Here is a 19,004-nt window from a genome sequence, read left to right as displayed (position 1 = left end):
GAAAAGTCAAAAGTGAAAACCAGGGACATCAAAAATCTTCGTCAATAGAAAACGTATTTGATTTGATATCATTCATCACACCCGACTTCTGGTATTCGCCTACTCTTTTTTCAAAGAAGTTGGTTTTACCTTGTAAAGAAATCAGTTCCATAAAATCAAATGGATTGGTAGCGTTAAACAATTTGGTATAGCCTAATTCCGTCAACCACCTGTCTGCAACAAACTCGATATATTGCTGCATCAGTTTTGCATTCATACCAATCAGATCGACAGGCAAAGCATCTGTGATAAACTCTTTTTCAATTTCCACTGCATTGCCAATGATTGCATGCACTTGTTCTTCGCTCATTTTATTTTTCAACATGCTGTACAACAAACAAGCAAATTCACAATGCAGGCCTTCATCACGACTGATCAGTTCATTACTGAATGTCAACCCCGGCATCAATCCTCTTTTCTTCATCCAGAAGATGGAACAGAAGCTTCCGCTAAAGAAGATTCCTTCAACGGCAGCAAATGCCACCAGGCGTTCAGCAAAGCTTCCATTCTCGATCCAACGAAGTGCCCATTCTGCTTTTTTCTTAACAGCAGGCACTGTGTCGATGGCATGGAAAAGACGATCCTTTTCCTTGGGGTCTTTAATATACGTGTCGATCAGCAACGCATAGGTTTCAGAGTGGATATTTTCCATCATGATCTGGAAACCGTAAAAACAACGGGCTTCAGGCAATTGTACTTCGCTCATGAAATTCACCGCCAGGTTCTCGTTCACAATGCCATCACTTGCTGCAAAAAATGCCAGTACATGTGAAATGAAATGACGTTCACCATCATTGAGGCCATTCCAATCCTTGATGTCGCCACTCAGGTCAATCTCTTCAGCCGTCCAAAAGCTGGCTTCGTGTTGTTTATATTTTTCCCAAATTTTTGGATAATTGATAGGGAGAATAACAAAGCGGTCTTTGTTTTCTTTTAATAAAATTTCTTGTTCGTCGTGCATAGTATATAAAATTCAAGTGTTGTCAAAAAGTGGCACGACCAAAGACGAAGAATCCCCACCTCTTTTGAAGAAAGAAGCGACATTCAATCTTTGCCTGTACCTTTTCCGGGAAGGCTCCAAACAATAAACATAACAACGGCAGGTCTCCTGGCTTGGCCCAACCTGGTCGCCTTCCCATCCCGACACCATGTCGGGGCAGTGGCTTTTTCTTGACCGGGTCTGTTCCCTTTGTTTAAGAGAATGGCTTTACAGTTGCCCGTCAGCCCATGATTTTCACACGGTTCCCTATTAAGCAGGGCAGTAGTGGATAAGGTAACTGCCCAACGCCGATATTAATTATTTATTAAGAACTCGGACGAATGTAATATCAATTCATAGAAGTTTCCCTTGGGAGTTTTTCACAGAATGTGCATAGATTTTTTTGTCAGCCAGCAAACAGTTTTCAGGACTGCATTTCAAAAAAATGTCCATTTCATGGGGAATATTTTATTTGGTGAAGTGAGCTCATTCCATTTAAATCATGCCGGAATTTAGCTGGCTAAAAATTGTTTTTAAAGTAACCAACTGCTATAGTAAAGTTTTTAATTGCAGTCGCATGCTTTTACTTTTGCCGGATAAATTTTAACATGAAACCGGGTATGATAATTTTTTCCACACAGGAGAATGATTATTTGCAAGGTTCCTCCCCGAAGCCAGTTCGGGATAAGTTCTGGCCAAAAAAATAAAAAATAAACAGATGAATCCTGATCTTTTTAATGAATTGGTCCGAAGCCGTCGTTCTGTTTTTCCTGATCAACTGGAAGCGGGAAAAAAAGTTGATGATAAAATTATACATGAAATATTAATCAATGCAACATGGGCGCCTAATCACGGACAGCAGCAGCCCTGGCATTTTACAGTGTTTACTGGTGAGGGATTAAAAAAATTAGCCGCTTTTCAAAGCGAATTATACAAACAGAAAGCCGGTAGCCTGTTCAAAGAAATTACCTATGGCAAATTGCAAAACAATCCACTGAAAGCTTCGCATATCATCGCTATTGGTATGAAAAGAACACTGACGAAAAACATTCCTGAAATAGAAGACATAGAAGCGGTAGCCTGTGCCGTTCAAAATATTTATTTATCTATTACCGCATATGGATTGGGTGGATATTGGACCACGGGTGGGGTAACCTATTATGAAGAAGCGAAATCATTTTTTGGTTTGGAAACCCAGGATAAACTGCTTGGATTTTTTTATATCGGCTATACAGCTATTCCGTCAACAGGTGCGACAAGATTACCACTGGAAGAAAAAGTAACATGGGTAAATGCGTAGCAGGAGGCTGAGAATTATCAGTTGTAAAAATTATCTTTGTTTACCATATTAAATCAAACCTTAGACAGATGAAATGAGCCATAATAATGCTTATGATCATAGGAATAATTAGTTGGCGAATTCCATATGGCTAAAAAGCAATAACAAATAAACATATGAAAAAAATAATATCGGTTCTTGTCGTAATTCTTTTTGCTTTTATGAGCAATAGTCAGCCACCTGCCGGTGACGCCAAACCTGGTGATACCTATGGTGAAAAAATAACAGCTGATAATGCAATACCCATTAGTGAAGCGGTAGCCAAATTGAATGAAGGAACAGAAACTCTGAACACAAAAATAAAAGCCAAAATAGTTGACGTATGTCCCAAAAAAGGATGCTGGTTGAAGCTGCAGCTTAATGACAAAGAAACAGCAATGGTTAAAATGAAGGACTACGGATTCTTTCTACCACTGGCCGCCAAAGGAAAAACAGTAGTAATTGACGGCGAGGTAAAAAAGAAAACCATTTCAGTAGCCGAGTTAAAACACTACGCTGAAGACGCCAAAAAGCCAAAAGAAGAAATAAACGCTATTACGAAACCGGAAAATGAGGTTCGTGTAACGGCTAAGGGGATCATAGTGATAGAATAAGCTCAAAACATTGATTTAAAAGGCGGTGCATAGTGCGCCGCTTTTTTTTATTTGTCAAATCAATGTCATTTTTCTTTTTCCGTAACCCTTTTTCCTGATTCCGCAAACAAGATTAAGCCCCCCGGGCAACCTTTGCAGCCTCAAAAAGAAGTTTATGTTAAGAAAATTGACCTTGATAACGACAGGATTAGTCAGTAGTATGGTAGTGGCGGCACAGGATAATGAAAAAATCTTTCATGATGATTCCACCAAACCAAAACACAAATATTTACCCGAAATAACCGTGGTAGGCCGCGGTAGCAAAAGCGATTACCAGCAGATGCCCGAAGTAGTGGGTACTTCCATCTATGCCGGTAAAAAGAATACACTCATTGTATTGGATAATGTGCAGGGCAATGTGGTAACAAATAATATGCGCCAGGTATTGGCAAAAGTTCCGGGCATACAAATTTGGGAAAGCGACCCCAGTGGCATCCAGATCGGCATTGCAGCAAGAGGATTAAGCCCCAACCGTAGCTGGGAGTTTAATACAAGGCAAAATGGTTATGATATAGCTGCTGATCCGTTTGGTTACCCGGAGGCTTATTACAATCCGCAATTGCAGGCTGTACAAAGAATAGAAATCGTAAGAGGCCAGGGATCATTGCAATATGGTCCGCAGTTTGGCGGTATGGTGAACTATATTCTCCGCAATGGTAGCGAGATCAATAAACCGTTTGAATTTGAAACACAACAAACTATCGGCAGCAACTCTTTATTCAACTCCTACAATGCGATCGGTGGTAAGACAGATAAAGTGCATTATTATTCTTTCTTCGATCACCGCAATGGGGATGGCTGGAGACAAAACAGCCGTTATTACACCAATGCCGGCTTTGGAACAGTTACCTACCGCTTTACTCCAAAGTTTTCTTTAACAGCTGAATTAATGCATTCGCATATCCGCAGCCAGCAGGCTGGTGGGTTGACGGATGTTCAGATCAAAGCTGATGCTCAACAAAGTTTCCGCAACCGCAACTGGTTTGATATAAAATGGACAACACCTGCATTGATCGCTAACTACCAGTTCAATGAGAAAACCCGTTTGAATACTAAATTGTTTGCAACTATCGGAGACCGCAATAGTGTTGGTTATTTGCAATCAATCACTACCAAAGACAGTATCAATCCTGCTACTTTAGAATACAATAACCGTTCAGTTCAAATTGATAAGTACCGCAACTATGGTTTGGAAAGCCGTTTTATCACTGATTATAATATTGGTAAAATGGATAATACTTTCTCGGGTGGTGTTCGCCTGTATACCGGAACAACTTATCGTTTAGCCAATGGAAAAGGAACGACAGGTTCGGGTTACGATGTAAGTGTAATTGATGGCTGGCCCAGGGATATTGATTTCAAATCAACCAATGCTGCTCTATTCGTAGAAAATATCTTCCGTCTTACGGACAAAATTTTAATAGTACCAGGTTTGCGTTACGAGTGGTTGGAAGGAAAAGCTACCGGTCGTGATGGCTATACCCAAAGCGGTTCAGAAATTCTCTTGCAAAATATCAAACGCAGCCGCAGCTTTTTATTAGCGGGTATCGGGGCTGAATATCATATCACCAGTGGGACAGAATTTTATGCAAACTTTACACAGGCTTATCGCCCTATCCAGTTTGCAAACCTGCAGGCTCCTCCTACAACTGATGTGGTGGATCCTAACCTGAAAGATTCAAAAGGATACAATGTCGACCTGGGTTATCGTGGAAAAGTAAAAGACTTCCTGCAGTTTGATGTAAGTGGTTTCTACCTGCAGTACAATGATCGTATCGGAACAGTTTCTGTCAGCGGAACACCATCCTATCGCCTGGTAACAAACGTGGGCAACAGCACCAGCAAAGGCTTGGAAACTTATGTGGAGTTCAACCCGGTAAAGGCTTTTTCTTCTGCATCTCCCTTTGATGTGATCGTTTTTAGTTCTTATGGTTATACCAATGCAAAATATAGCGGTAACTATAAAAATGAGGCTACCAAAGGCAAGAAGGTAGAGAATGCGCCTGCTGATATTATTCGTGCCGGTATCTCTGCCGGGTATAAAAATTTCCTGTTGACAGGCCAGTTAAGTTATGTGGATGAAACATTCAGCGATGCTAACAACACCGTAGCAGTAAGTGGCAATGCACAAACAGGTTTGATTCCATCCTATACTGTAACCGATCTTACAGCCACTTATAAATTTGCGAAAGGATTGAATATAAAAGCGGGGATCAATAATTTATTTGATGAACGTTATTTCACCCGTCGTGCAGGAGGCTATCCTGGGCCGGGTGCATTACCTGCAGATGGCAGAACATTCTTTGTGAGTGTTGGTGCGAAGTTGTAATAACATTTAAAGAAAAAATTATATAATACGTAAGACAGCTCTTCAATGGGCTGTCTTTTTTTATGGGCTGCATTGTCAACTTATCGTCAGTTTCCTGTTAACGTAAACTGATTTCCCAATACCGTAATTAACAGGAAAATACATGTTGTTCTTTTGCAATCAAATCAATCAAAATGAAATTTTTATACTCATCAATAAATATGAAAGAAAGGATTAGTTTTCTTGGCTGTATGCTGTTTTTGACCCTGTCGGCTAATGCACAAAATGGTCATTTACAAGGATTTATTAAAACAAGTGATGGCAAGCCAGCCGCTGAAGTGTATGTACAATTAAAGGAAACCAGGAAAGGAACGATTTCGAAGGCGGATGGCTCCTATCAGTTGTCAAACATTCCGGAAGGAAAATACACCATCATTGTATCCTTTGTTGGTTTGCAGGCCATACAAAAACCCGTTGTGGTAACAAGCGGAACAACCAACAATCTTGACTTCAGCCTTGTAGAAAATGAAACCCAGTTGGCTGAAATAGTGGTAACCGCTAACCGTTCGATGAATGAACGGCCCGCTTCAATCGGCAAATTACCCATCAAACCCATGGACCTGCCGCAGGCCGTTGTAACAGTAGGGGAGTCCGTAATAAAAAATCAACAAGCACAACGGTTAAGTGACGTAATCAAAAACGTTAATGGCGTTTACCTGGGTACCGCAAGAGCCAGCACCCAGGAGGCTTTTTACGCAAGGGGTTATAGCTTTTCTTCTACCAATATGTTTAAAAATGGTTCCAGGGTAAACTCCGGTGCTATGCCTGAAGTTAGCTCTTTGGAAAGTGTAGAGATCTTAAAAGGCGGCGCCGCTATTCTGTACGGAAATGTAGCACCTGGTGGAGTGCTGAACATGGTAACCAAGAAACCGAAATTTGAATTAGGTGGTGAAGTAAGTCTTCGTGCAGGAAGCTATAATCTTTTCAAACCAACTTTTGATATTTACGGCCCTATCAGTAATAAAGTTGCTTATCGTGTCAATGGAACTTTCGAATCCGCCGATAGCTATCGTGACCAGGTTTCTTCCAAACGTTATTATGTAAATCCTTCTTTACTTTTCAAATTGGGAAATAAGACTGAATTGATTGTAGAAGGTGATTACCTGAAGCATGAGTTCACTCCTGATTTCGGTATTGGCTCGTTAAATGATTCTACTAAAGGCACCCGTCCTTCCTCTGTTCCTGATGTTCCCCGTTCAAGATTCATGGGAACGCCCTGGCAATATAATACGACCGATCAATCAACAGCATCGGTTACGTTAAATCATTCCTTCAATACAAATTGGAAGCTGAATACTGTTGTTTCTTATCAGCAGTTCAAACGGGATTATTATGCAGTTGAAAGAATACAGGCTTTATATACTCCTTTGGGAGATTGGGCCCGTCCACTGGGTCGTGTGGATACAAAAGAAAAATATTTTACCGGGCAGGTAAACCTGAATGGCAATTTTAAAACCGGTAAGGTGGAGCATATATTGCTGGCGGGTGTTGATGCTGATCGCTACATGACTAACACTTATAACTACGATATACAAGGTAAGATATATGATACCATAAATATTCTTGATCCCAATAAGTATACTCCCCGTACTGATATTCCTGTTGCAACAAGACTGACTTTTGTGGAAACACCGGTAAACAGGTTTGGCGCTTATGTACAGGACCTGATCAGCCTTTCTCCAAAAATCAAATTGCTGGCAGGTGTTCGTTGGTCATTACAGGAGTCTCCTGCTGCCACCACTACATACCTGCAAAAAAATGATTCAATAGCAAAAGGAAAATTTGCTTCAGCCAATGCATTTTCTCCGCGGTTCGGCCTGGTGTATAGATTTAAACCAAATGTTTCATTCTTTGCTAGCTATTCTAATTCATTTTCGGTTAATACGGGTCTTGATATTTACAATAATGTTTTGCCCCCATCTATTATTGATCAATATGAGTTAGGTGTGAAAAACATTTTCCTCGATGGAAGATTAACTGTTAATCTTACTGCTTATAAGATCATTAATAACAACCTGGCACAAACAGCACAGTTTGATAAAGATGGTAATCTGAACAGCAATAGTAACCTGAAAGAATTAACCGGTCAAACAACGAGCAATGGTGTTGAATTGGATGTGATGGCGAATTTTATGAAAGGTCTTTCTGTAATGGCGGGTTATAGCTATAATAATATGGAATACACCAAAACTCCGGGTAATAAAGGCAGTTACAGGGAAGGAGAACGCCTGGTAAACTCTCCTGCCCATACCGCCAACGCCAGTGTGTTTTATACATTCAGCCATGGTGCTCTTAACCGGTTAAAACTGGGTGCTGCTGTGTATTATGCGGGTGATCGTTTTGGTGGTTGGAATAATACAATCGAACAATCCCAAAATTATTCAAGGTTGATTCCTGTTGACGGTTTTACTACAATTGACATCTCTGCCGGTTATAGCATTAAGAGATTTTCATTGCTGGCCAAGCTTTCTAATCTTACCAACACTTACAACTACTATGTACATGAAAACTATAGCATCAACCCGATTGCTCCACGCCAGTTGATAGCAACAGTTGCCTATAAATTTTAACCGGTAAGAATAAGCATTTAAAAGGGACAGTTTAATCACTGATCCCTTTTGCTATAAAAAAGAATATAGAATCGAAAAATCATCAATGATCATGGCGAAGCCCGCAGCAAGGAGAACAAACTGGCAAAAACTTAGAAAGTTATTTAATGATATCCACTTGTGGCTGGGACTTTCGAGTGGCCTGATTGTAATAGCTGTTTGCTTCAGTGGTACCGTGTATGTTTTTAATACAGAGCTTACTGAAAGAGCCGCACCGCATCTGTATAGAGTAACTCCTGTTGCTGGTAAAGAACGTATACCTGCCGATTCATTGATTGAAAAAGTAAAAGCCGCTTCGGGTGGATCTGTAGTTAGTGTTACGATTCCAGATGACCTAAAGAGAACCTACCAGTTCAACGTAAAAAAGAAAGGTGATGATAGCCGCGGCGGCGTTGGCTATTTTGTTAATCCATATACAGGAGAAATTGCCGGCAACTCAAAAGAAAAAAATGGAACCAAAGAGTTCATGGGCACCATGTTCAGTCTCCATCGTTGGTTATTGTTGGATAGGGTGGAGAAGCCGATCATAAAAGGAACGCCTAATCGTGAACTCGGTAGTATGATCACGGGTTGGGCCACTATCATTTTTACGCTGGGCTGCATCACCGGTTTGATCATTTGGTTTCCGCAGAAATTAAAAGCCTGGAAACAGGGATTGAAGATAAAGTGGGGAGCAGGATGGAAACGAGTAAATCATGATCTGCACAATACACTTGCTTTTTATGCATTATTCTTTTTGCTGCTGATGGGACTTACCGGCCCTCAATGGTCATTTGAATGGTACCGAAATGGCTTGCAAAAAACATTGGGAACCTATAAACCAAAGGATGGTCCCAAAGAAAAATCTCCTAAATCAATATTGTCGTCTGATAGTTTGTCGAAGACCAACTTATCAATTGCTGATTATATAAAAGAAGCAGATAAGGTTTTTGCATATTCCGGTAACTACATGATCACATTTCCGGCTGGCGCTGCTGCAACTGCAGTTGTCAGTAAAACAAAGACCGGTTTTTTTGCTCCTGCCGCGGCTGACCGCCTGACTATCGATCCATACAGCGGCAAGGTATTGAAGAAAGAGATTTTTAAAGACAAGCCTTTCAATGAAAGAATTGCTGGTTCCATCAAAGCCATTCATGTCGGCAATGTCTATGGCACATTTACAAAGCTCATCTATTTTCTAGCGTGTCTTATTGCAACAAGTTTACCCATTACCGGCACAATGATATGGCTGAATAAAATGAAAAAGAAGAACAAACGAAAAGCATCGGATCAGCCAGCTATCAATATTGAAGAAGCAGAGCAGGTAGCCTAATGGCAACCAGGCGTCAGTTAAATTTAATATTCAGGCGTATTAAGAGGTTGATATAACTGTTTCCCGATAGCGAAACAATGGTTTCCCAAATCGTAATGAAAGAAAACCGCAATGATAGATTTTTACGAAAACTATCAATATGTGCAGTTACCAGACGTTGTATCATGATGATGTTATCGGGTATGTGGTTCGTTGTTATGAATGTGAACACATACAGATGGGGTACGGCAACCTGATGCTGACAATAAATACAAGTGCATTCAATTCATTTCGCAGTTTGCTCAAGAAGATCATGTGTGAGCAATCTTCTGATCAAAAGGAAACGCTCCGCTGCATTGTTGTACCTACCCCCTGCGAAGGGATCAAACTACTACTCAGTCTCCGCGAGCTGAAGGAGTTTGATCACATGCTGGAAGAAGCGGATACTGAATTGCAATCTTCCTGCCTGCTAAAATTGTTTAACAATTAATCATAGACAATAGTAATGTGGATGGTGCCGCTTCATTCATGGAGGGGCACTAAAAATTTTCAGCCATTGTTGTTTGTCATTATTAAGTCAGTTTCCTTTTTGCGAAAACTGTTTTCCCGATACAGTCGCTACTTCATCATCAGCAACAATAGTTTTACATCATAACGATTGAGTAAAACATTTCGTTTTTACATCCGATAGCTATCGGATCTTCCAGAAATCATTATAACTAATAGGGCCACTCCTGTTTCTTTCGCTAAGCAGTTGCAAAGTTTTACGGGAGTGTGCCCGCCAATTTCAAAACCAATAAACCAAACCGGAAATAATTATGCAGAAGATCAGCATGCTTTTGATGACGGTAATAGTATTGGCATTAAACATCTCGGCGCAGTTGCCATTAGGCAGTATAAAAGGGAAAATAACGACAACCGATGGTAAACCCGCTGCAATGGTTACCGTGTCATTAAAGAATACAAAGAAGAATGTATTGTCGGGAGATGATGGCAGATTTGAAATACGAAATATACAACCCGGTAGTTATGAAATAGAGCTATCTCTTGTAGGCTATGAGAATATCTTAAAGACTGTAACTGTAGCCGCAAACAAAACTGAAACGGTGGAGTTGCGGTTAGAGGTATCAGATAAACAGTTGCAGGAAGTAATTGTTACTACCGGCAGACGCGGCTATAATTCAACCAGGCTATCACCTTCGCTCCGTATTCAAACACCTTTGCTGGAAACTCCACAAAACATACAGGTTATTTCCAACAAAGTATTGGTCGATCAGCAGGTCGTGAGCATGTTTGATGGCGTTATCCGCAATGTTAGCGGCGCTATGCGGTTAGAACACTGGGGAGATCTTTATACCAATATCAATATGCGTGGTTCCCGTGCTTCTGCTTTTCGCAATGGAATGAATGCAATAACATCCTACTGGTCGCCGCTTACAGAGGATATGAGCTTTGTTGATCATATTGAATTTGTAAAAGGGCCTTCCGGTTTTATGATGGCTGTGGGTGATCCTGCCGGTATTTATAATGTTGTTACAAAAAAACCAACCGGCATCACAAAAGGTGAAGTTGGTTTTACTACAGGCAGTTTTGATTTGTACCGGGCCACAATTGATCTTGACGGTAAGCTCGACAAAGAAGGAAAGCTATTGTATCGCTTGAATGCAGCAGGCCAAACCAAAAACTCTTTCAGGGCTTATGAGTATAGCAACCGCTATAGTATTGCTCCTGTTATCAGCTATAAGCTGGATGATAAAACAACTTTTACGGTAGAATATGTTTTGCAAAAAGTAAAGATGTCCGATGTAGGCACCTATTATGTATTCTCAACTGAGGGTTATGGCGTATTGCCACACAACTTTACCACGGCAGAACGTGGATTGGATCCAACTCATGTTACAGATCAGAGCATCACATTGAACATGCAGCATAAATTCAATGATAACTGGAAACTGACTGCACAGGCTGCTTATTTTGATTATAAACAAAAAGGATCGGATCTGTGGCCGGCTTTTGTTAGCGCCGACAGCATGGTGAGAGGTGTAGGTATTTGGGATGCGGCCAGCGCTGCTAAATACGGACAGGTATTTTTAAACGGAGATTTTCAAACAGGTAAAATTCATCATCGCATCTTAACAGGTATTGATGTAAACGATAAAGAATATATGGCCGACTGGAACCAATTTCATGCGTTGGATACAGACGGGTCAAAGTTTAGTTTGCATAACCCTGTGTATGGTTCACCAGCCAATGGATACCCTGAGTGGGACAGATCAACAAGTCTCCGGCAGAGAGCCGGCCAATATGGATATGTAGCACAAACTTATACCGGCGTATATATACAGGATGAACTTGGATTCTTTGATAATAAGTTGCGTCTTACACTTGCGGGTCGCTATAGCTATGTAAAAAATAACGATTACGGAACAGAAGCCGATGCAGAAAAAGTCACTCCGCGTATCGGTGCAAGTTTTTCTGTTGACAGGGAAACTTCTTTTTATGCATTGTACGATCAGTCATTCCTGCCACAAACAGGTTTTAAAAGAGATGGCAGCAGTGTAAAACCATTAACCGGTAACAATATGGAACTTGGCATTAAAAGAGATTGGTTCGGCGGTAAATGGGGAACTACATTAGCAGTGTATCGTATTTTGAAAAACAATGAAAACTCTACAGACCCAAGTGATGCGACAGGCAGGTATATTGTGCAATTAGGACAAACCCGTTCGCAGGGAATTGAACTTGACCTGCGTGGTGAAATTATAAAGGGTCTTACCGCCACAGTAAACTATGCGCTGACAGATTCACGGATTACAAAAGCCGACAGCAGCGCTGCCTCGCAAGCCACTATTGGAAACAAAGTGCCCGGTTATGCAAAACATACTGCCAATGCATGGTTGAATTATAAGATCAGCGATGGAGCATTAAAAGGTCTTGGTTTCTCTGCCGGATTTTCTTACCTGGCAGAGCGCAGCACCTGGACATGGGCTGGCGCATCGAAGCAAGCGGCATTACCTGATTACAGTAAAATAGATGGCGGTATTTTCTGGGAGCAGGATAAGCTGCGGATTGCATTGAACATATTTAATGTAACCGATAAATTTCTCTATTCAGGCTCCGCATATAGCAGTTATTATTACTGGCAGGCTGAACCGGGACGCAATTGGCGGCTTGGTATAAACTATAGGTTTTAAGAGGATGTTGAGTTGTTTATTTCTTGTACCAGCAGTAGTTTTTCATGGCATCGCCTGTTGCGACGCTCCATTCATCGTTCGGTTTTCATGGCATCTTTTTTAATTCATAAATGAATCTTTAGTATTAATTGAAACATACGAGCTTTTAAATCCTGACAACAAAGTAGCATGTCATTTAAAAAGATTGTTGGAAAAATTCACCTCTGGCTCGGCCTAAGTGCCGGGCTGGTGGTTTTATTTTTAGGCATCACTGGTTGTATTCTTGCTTTTGAAATTGAAATAAGAAACTTAACGGAATCGTTTCGAAAAGTTGATGTTGAAGACAAACCTTATTTGCCGCCATCGGCATTAAAAGCAATTGCAACAAAACATCTCAATTCAAAAAACGCATTGGGCATTGAATATCCCGGTGAAGGAAAAGCAGCAGTGGCTGCATATTATGATGAATCGAATTATGAATTGGTATTTCTCAATCCTTATAGCGGTGAAGTGCTGAAGCATAAAAACATGAATAAGGATTTCTTCCGCATTATACTCGATGGTCATTTTTATTTATGGTTGCCGCATCATATCGGCCAGCCCATTGTCGCTTCAGCAACGTTGATCTTTTTAGTAATGATGATAACAGGATTGATTTTATGGTGGCCCAGAAGCAAAGCAGCAAGAAAACAACGATTCACCATTAAATGGTCGGCACGTTGGCGAAGAAAAAACTATGATCTTCATAATGTGCTTGGCTTCTATATCACCTGGATCGCCATCTTCATTGCGATAACCGGTTTGGTATTCGGTTTTCAATGGTTTGCTAAATCCGTTTATTGGGTTACAAGCGGCGGTGAAGCAATGGTAGAGCATCAGCATCCCGTTTCTGATACAACAAAGCCATCGATTATTACAAACATGGCAGATCATCTGTGGCAGCAACATAAAAAAGTTGTAAGGTCAAATGAAAGCATCGGAGTTTACTTTGCTAACCTTCCTACTGATCCTGTGGAGGTAGTGATCAATCATCGTCCCGGTACTTATTACAATGCTGATTATTTTCATTACGATCAATACACCGGTAAAAGCTTAAAAGCACCCGGCAGTTGGGATGGTAAGTTTAAAGACGCAGAACTTGCTGATAAGATAGCACGGATGAACTATGATATTCATGTAGGTGCTGTGTTGGGGCTACCGGGAAAAATATTGGCGTTCTTTGCAAGCCTTATTGCGGCCAGTTTGCCAGTCACAGGATTTGTGATTTGGTGGGGGAGAAGAAAAAAGACGAAGACAAAAACAGGTTATTCAACTGACGCAACATTGGAAAAACTGACCAACTCCGTCGTGAATTGATGGAGAATAAATTATTCAGGAATTGTGATTTTCATGGCTGGCGGGTATTTTTGTCGGATACTAAATCATACAGCCGATGCGGTCAGGAATCTTTGCCCTATTATTATTTTCGATAGCTTTATTGCAAGCCTGTCAGAAAGAGATTGATGAAAGTATTCTTGACGAAATACCGGTCTCTGATTCTTTAGTCATCCGTTATTTCACCCCCGATACAGCCAAAGAAGGAACGAATGTAACTATTGTTGGTTCAGGTTTTGACACGGCTTTTCTTAACAACTCGGTGAAGGTGAATGGAACAGCTTTGTCAATTGTAAATGTAACCGACACTTCCCTGGTTGTTACCATTCCCGAAGGAGCCACCACAGGTAAGATCAGCATCACGGTAGATGGGAAAACAATATTTACTGAAAAGGACCTTGTAATACAGGGTGATATTGTTGCCGATTCCCTGGCCATCCATTATTTTACCCCCGATACTGCCAGTACCGGGATGAATGTAACCATTGCAGGTTCCGGCTTTGACACAGCTATTGCAAATAATTTGGTAAAGCTGAACACTACTTCTCTCACGGTAGTTAGTGTGACTGATACTTCGATAGTTGTTCTTATTCCCGATGGTGCAGCTACCGGCAAAATCAGTGTTACGGTGAATGGTGAAACAGCAATAACAGAAAAAGACCTTGTAATACTACAGCCCGGTATCAAAATGTGGGTGCAAAAGGCAGATTTTAAAGGACCTGAGCCTGAAGAAGGCCCCGGGTATTACAGTAGTTTTTCATTAAATGGCAAAGGATATTATCTCTATTATGATAAGTTGTGGATGTATTCGCCTGAAACAAATGAATGGACGGAAAAGCAATCGATGCCCGCAAGCCAGGTATTCCAATATGGTTTCTGTTTTACCATTGGTGATAAAGCATACTTTGGGCTTGGTGCCCTTGCTCCGGGCGATGATATTTCATCATCCAAACAAGTGTGGGAGTATAATGCAACAACTAATGCCTGGACGCAAAAAAAAGACTTTCCCGGCAGCCAGCGGATAGTGCCATTTAGTTTTGCAATTGGCAATACAGGCTATATCGGAGGCGGTGATCCTACAAATTGGGGTGGTGAGCAAATTTTTGATTTTTGGAAATATGATCAGGCAACCGATACATGGGCACAACTTAAAAATTTTCCGGGCAGCCGCGCCATTAGCTTATCGGGGGTAGCTGTCGAAAATAACGGATTTGTAGTGGAACTTGGGCAAAACAATCCCACTGCACCTTTGACTGAATATAAAGATATTTTTATCTGGAAATATTATCCATCAAATGATAGTTGGGAGAAAAAAGCGATGCTCCCTACACCGGGAGTGCAGTATGGAGGAGGGGGCACTACATTTGTGATTGATAAAAAAATCTACCTCGGAGTGGGCATATATGATCTTGACGCAGTGGATGGACAAAGAAAGAATTTCTGGATGTACGACCCTACAGCCAATACCTGGATCAATAAAACAGATATTGGCGGAGGGTTTAGAGTATTTGGGCAGGGTTTTACTATCAATGATAAGGGCTATATTGGCTTGGGTACCGGTGAAACAACCGTTGATGTAAAAAAAGATTTTTGGGAATATACCCCCTGATCAAAAACCGGGTACTATTGAAACCTATTTGTTGAATATCGGCCCAATACTTACAAAAGGGATTGCTTTTTACTCAATCTTTCCCTGCCTTTTTCCCGTAACTTTGCCCCCTTTAAAAACCAGGCAGGAAAAGGAGTATGGCAGCTAAATACAAAGAATTTTCAGGATTGAATCTGCCTGCTTTCGAGCAGGAAATACTGGCTAAGTGGACTGAACACCAGGCTTTTGAAAAAAGTGTGTCCCTGAGAGAGGGGGCTACCCCTTTCGTTTTTTATGAAGGACCACCCAGCGCCAATGGCATGCCCGGTATTCACCACGTCATTTCCCGCACATTAAAGGACCTGGTTTGCCGCCATAAAACCATGAAAGGTTTCCACGTAAAACGCAAAGGCGGTTGGGATACCCATGGTCTGCCGATTGAATTGGGAGTAGAAAAAGAACTAGGCATTACCAAGGAAGATATCGGTAAAAAAATATCGGTTGAAGAATATAACCAGAAATGCCGCGAAGCGGTATTGCGCTATAAAGATAAATGGGATGATATCACCCGCAAGATGGGCTACTGGGTTGATCTGAATGATCCTTATATCACCTTCAAGAACGAGTATATTGAGACACTGTGGTGGCTGCTAAGTGAACTGTATAAAAAGGGATTATTGTATGAAAGCGTTAGCATTCAGCCATATTCGCCGGCGGCAGGTACCGGTTTAAGTTCACATGAATTGAACCAGCCAGGTACGTATAAAGATGTGAAGGATACAAGTGCTACAGTTATGTTCAAGATGGTTAGTAAGGCAGTTCCTTACGTTGATGATTCAATGGTGTCATCACCTGCAGCAGCCTTGGCAAAATATGGAGTAAATACATTTGTTGATAATCTAATCAATCTTTCCAAGGATGCTTGGAAGAATTCAGGGATAGAATCTTCAGAAGTTTTTCTGCTTGCATGGACTACTACTCCATGGACTTTGCCTTCCAACTTGGGATTAACAGTAGGAAGAAATATTGAATATGCATTAGTTAAAACTTTTAATCCATACACTCATTTACCAATTAATGTTGTTCTTGCGAAAGCTTTATTGAGTAAGTATTTTAAAGAAGAAGGTAAAGACGGAGATTTTGATAGTTATTCACCTAGTACTAAAATTCTGCCTTGGTCTGTTTTACTTGAATTTCCCGGTATAAATCTAAGCGGTTGTGAGTACGAACAACTACTGCCATATGAGGCAAATTCACTAAAAGTAATACATGAGATTACTCCAAATGCAAGGCCATTTAGGGTTATGCTTGGAGATTTTGTTACAACCGAAGACGGTACAGGGATAGTTCATACTGCTCCTGCATTCGGAGCAGATGATTATAAAGTAGGGATGAGTGATAAAAATAATCAACTCGGAATACTGACGATGGTGGACAAACAAGGTAAGTTTGTTGATGGCCTTGGCGAATTCAGCAATCGTTATGTAAAAAATTATAAAGATGAGAAAGACTATGTTGATGTTAACGTTGACATAGCTGTAAAGCTGAAGAAAGAGAACAGAGCGTTTAAAGTAGAAAAATACGAGCATAATTATCCGCATTGCTGGCGTACTGATAAGCCCATTCTTTATTATCCTCTTGATGCCTGGTTTATCAAAACCACTGCTATCCGGGAAAGAATGGTTGAGTTGAATAAGACCATCAATTGGAAACCCAAATCAACCGGTGAAGGACGATTTGGCAACTGGCTGGAGAATATGGTTGATTGGAACCTGAGCCGTAGCCGTTTTTGGGGAACACCATTGCCGGTTTGGAGAACAGAAGATGGTGATGAAGAAATTTGCATCGGAAGTATTGAGGAACTAGTTGCTGAAGCAAAAAAAGCTGTTGATGCCGGAGTCGTAAAAAGTCTCCCCTTTAGGGGAGATTTAGAGGGGTTAGATTTACATAAGCCCTATGTTGATGATATAGTTTTAGTGAGTAAATCAGGCAAGCCGATGAAGCGGGTGCCGGACCTGATCGATGTATGGTTTGACAGCGGCGCAATGCCTTATGCACAATGGCATTTTCCATTCGAGAATAAAGAAACCTTTGAACAAAACTTCCCGGCTGATTTTATTTGTGAAGGTGTGGATCAGACAAGAGGATGGTTTTATACCCTGCATGCTATTGCGGCCCTGGTGTTTGATTCTGTCGCTTACAAAACTGTCGTCAGTAATGGACTGGTGTTGGATAAGAATGGCAATAAGATGAGTAAACGCCTGGGGAATGTAGTTGATCCATTCAAAACCATTGAGACCTATGGCGCTGATGCTACCCGTTGGTATCTTATTACCAATGCATCACCCTGGGATAATTTGAAATTCGATAGCGAAGGTATCAAAGAAGTGCAGCGGAAGTTTTTTGGTACGCTTTACAATACATACCAATTCTTCGCTCTCTATTCCAATGTAGATGGATTTGCTTTTACTGAAGAATACATACCTCTCGAACAAAGACCAGAGATTGACCGCTGGATATTGTCGAGCCTGAACACACTGGTTAAAAGAGTAAATGACTACATGGACGATTATGAGCCTACACAGGCCGGTCGTTTGATCGAGGATTTTGTAGATGAGCACCTCAGCAACTGGTACGTTCGTCTTTGTCGCCGCCGTTTCTGGAAAGGCGAATACGAGCAGGATAAAATTTGCGCTTACCAGACATTGTATGAGTGCCTGGAAACGATAGTGCGTTTAGTAGCGCCAATCTCACCTTTCTTTAGTGATACTATTTTCCAAAACCTGAATGCCGTTACCAAACGCTTCAATGCGGAATCGGTGCATCATGCCGACTTTCCTGTAGCGAATGAAGCTTCAATCGATACCCTGTTGGAAGAAAGAATGCAGTTGGCACAGGATGCGTCATCGTTGATCTTATCACTGCGAAAAAAAGTAAATATCAAAGTTCGTCAGCCGTTGCAAAAGGTGTTGATCCCGGCGCTGAATCCCGCCATGAAAGAGCAGTTGACCAAAGTGGAGGATCTGATCAAGGCGGAGGTGAACGTGAAGGAAATAGAATACCTAGATCCCAACAACACTTTTATCAGCAAAAAGATAAAGCCCAATTTTGTAGCTCTGGGTAAAAAGCTCGGTCCAAAAATGAAGGCTGTGTCGGCGGCTTTAGCCAAATTCACACAAGAAGATATCGCCAGTTTAGAAAAAGAAGGTCAATATAATTTGTCAATTGATAACGAACCCGTAATATTACAGATTACCGAAGTAGAGATCAGCAGCGAGGATATTCCGGGTTGGACGGTAGCCAATAAAGGTGTATTGACAGTGGCTTTGGATATCACTATAACACCGGAATTAGAGGCCGAAGGAAATGCCCGGGAATTTGTGAACAGGATCCAGAAAATCCGCAAGGACAGCGGGTTTGAACTTACTGACAGGATAACTGTTATAGTAGCTGCCGGCAACGGTATCAAAGACTCTTTGGCAACGTTTAATACCTATATTTGCGCCGAAATTCTGGCTGATAGGCTGGAAATAGTGCCTGAAATACAGGGAGGTACAACGATTGAACTTAACGATGTTTTGCTAAATGTGATTGTTTCAAAAAAAGGCTAAT

11 protein-coding genes and 1 riboswitch are annotated in these 19,004 nt (G+C 41.1%); of the genes, 10 read left to right on the top strand and 1 reads right to left on the bottom strand.

Annotation, left to right across the window (positions count from 1 at the left end; translation table 11 throughout):
- Positions 1–28: 28 nt before the first annotated feature.
- Positions 29–1,000, bottom strand: coding sequence for a ribonucleoside-diphosphate reductase small subunit (locus P2W73_RS16115; RefSeq protein ID WP_276503105.1), 972 nt, complete (start codon positions 998–1,000; stop codon positions 29–31).
- A gap of 120 nt (positions 1,001–1,120) precedes the next feature.
- Positions 1,121–1,346, bottom strand: a riboswitch (cobalamin riboswitch).
- A gap of 390 nt (positions 1,347–1,736) precedes the next feature.
- Between P2W73_RS16115 and P2W73_RS16110 the strand changes: the two genes are divergently transcribed.
- The 10 genes from P2W73_RS16110 to ileS all read left to right on the top strand — a co-directional run bounded on the left by P2W73_RS16110 (position 1,737) and on the right by ileS (position 19,003).
- Positions 1,737–2,318 carry a nitroreductase family protein gene (locus P2W73_RS16110; RefSeq protein WP_276503104.1) on the top strand — a complete coding sequence of 194 codons (582 nt, stop codon included), beginning with the start codon at positions 1,737–1,739 and terminating at the stop codon, positions 2,316–2,318.
- 155 nt (positions 2,319–2,473) lie between these two features.
- The gene (locus tag P2W73_RS16105) at positions 2,474–2,950 is read left to right on the top strand and encodes a DUF4920 domain-containing protein (protein ID WP_276503103.1); all 477 of its coding nucleotides are present in this window, start codon (positions 2,474–2,476) and stop codon (positions 2,948–2,950) included.
- A 154-nt stretch (positions 2,951–3,104) separates the two neighbouring features.
- Positions 3,105–5,318, top strand: coding sequence for a TonB-dependent receptor family protein (locus P2W73_RS16100; protein WP_276503102.1), 2,214 nt, complete (start codon positions 3,105–3,107; stop codon positions 5,316–5,318).
- A gap of 173 nt (positions 5,319–5,491) precedes the next feature.
- Positions 5,492–7,927 carry a TonB-dependent receptor gene (locus tag P2W73_RS16095; RefSeq protein ID WP_276503101.1) on the top strand — a complete coding sequence of 812 codons (2,436 nt, stop codon included), beginning with the start codon at positions 5,492–5,494 and terminating at the stop codon, positions 7,925–7,927.
- 91 nt (positions 7,928–8,018) lie between these two features.
- A complete protein-coding gene (locus P2W73_RS16090) occupies positions 8,019–9,278 on the top strand; it encodes a PepSY-associated TM helix domain-containing protein (RefSeq protein WP_276503100.1) in 1,260 nt (419 codons plus the stop codon).
- A 139-nt stretch (positions 9,279–9,417) separates the two neighbouring features.
- A complete protein-coding gene (locus tag P2W73_RS16085; RefSeq protein ID WP_276503099.1) occupies positions 9,418–9,747 on the top strand; it encodes a DUF6686 family protein in 330 nt (109 codons plus the stop codon).
- 328 nt (positions 9,748–10,075) lie between these two features.
- Complete coding sequence (locus P2W73_RS16080; RefSeq protein ID WP_276503098.1) at positions 10,076–12,451, top strand: TonB-dependent receptor; 2,376 nt, start codon at positions 10,076–10,078, stop codon at positions 12,449–12,451.
- A 168-nt stretch (positions 12,452–12,619) separates the two neighbouring features.
- The gene (locus P2W73_RS16075) at positions 12,620–13,786 is read left to right on the top strand and encodes a PepSY-associated TM helix domain-containing protein (RefSeq protein WP_276503097.1); all 1,167 of its coding nucleotides are present in this window, start codon (positions 12,620–12,622) and stop codon (positions 13,784–13,786) included.
- Between the two features lie 76 nt (positions 13,787–13,862).
- The gene (locus tag P2W73_RS16070) at positions 13,863–15,413 is read left to right on the top strand and encodes an IPT/TIG domain-containing protein (RefSeq protein WP_276503096.1); all 1,551 of its coding nucleotides are present in this window, start codon (positions 13,863–13,865) and stop codon (positions 15,411–15,413) included.
- Positions 15,414–15,550: 137 nt separating this feature from the next.
- Positions 15,551–19,003 (top strand): isoleucine--tRNA ligase, encoded by a 3,453-nt coding sequence (gene ileS, locus P2W73_RS16065; protein WP_276503095.1) that lies wholly within the window; start codon positions 15,551–15,553, stop codon positions 19,001–19,003.
- Position 19,004: the final 1 nt, after the last annotated feature.

It is taken from the genome of Terrimonas pollutisoli (assembly GCF_029360765.1).
GTDB classification, from domain to species: domain Bacteria; phylum Bacteroidota; class Bacteroidia; order Chitinophagales; family Chitinophagaceae; genus Terrimonas_B; species Terrimonas_B pollutisoli.
The sequence above is the reverse complement of the archived record's forward strand: the minus strand, read 5'-3'. Positions and strand labels throughout refer to the sequence as shown.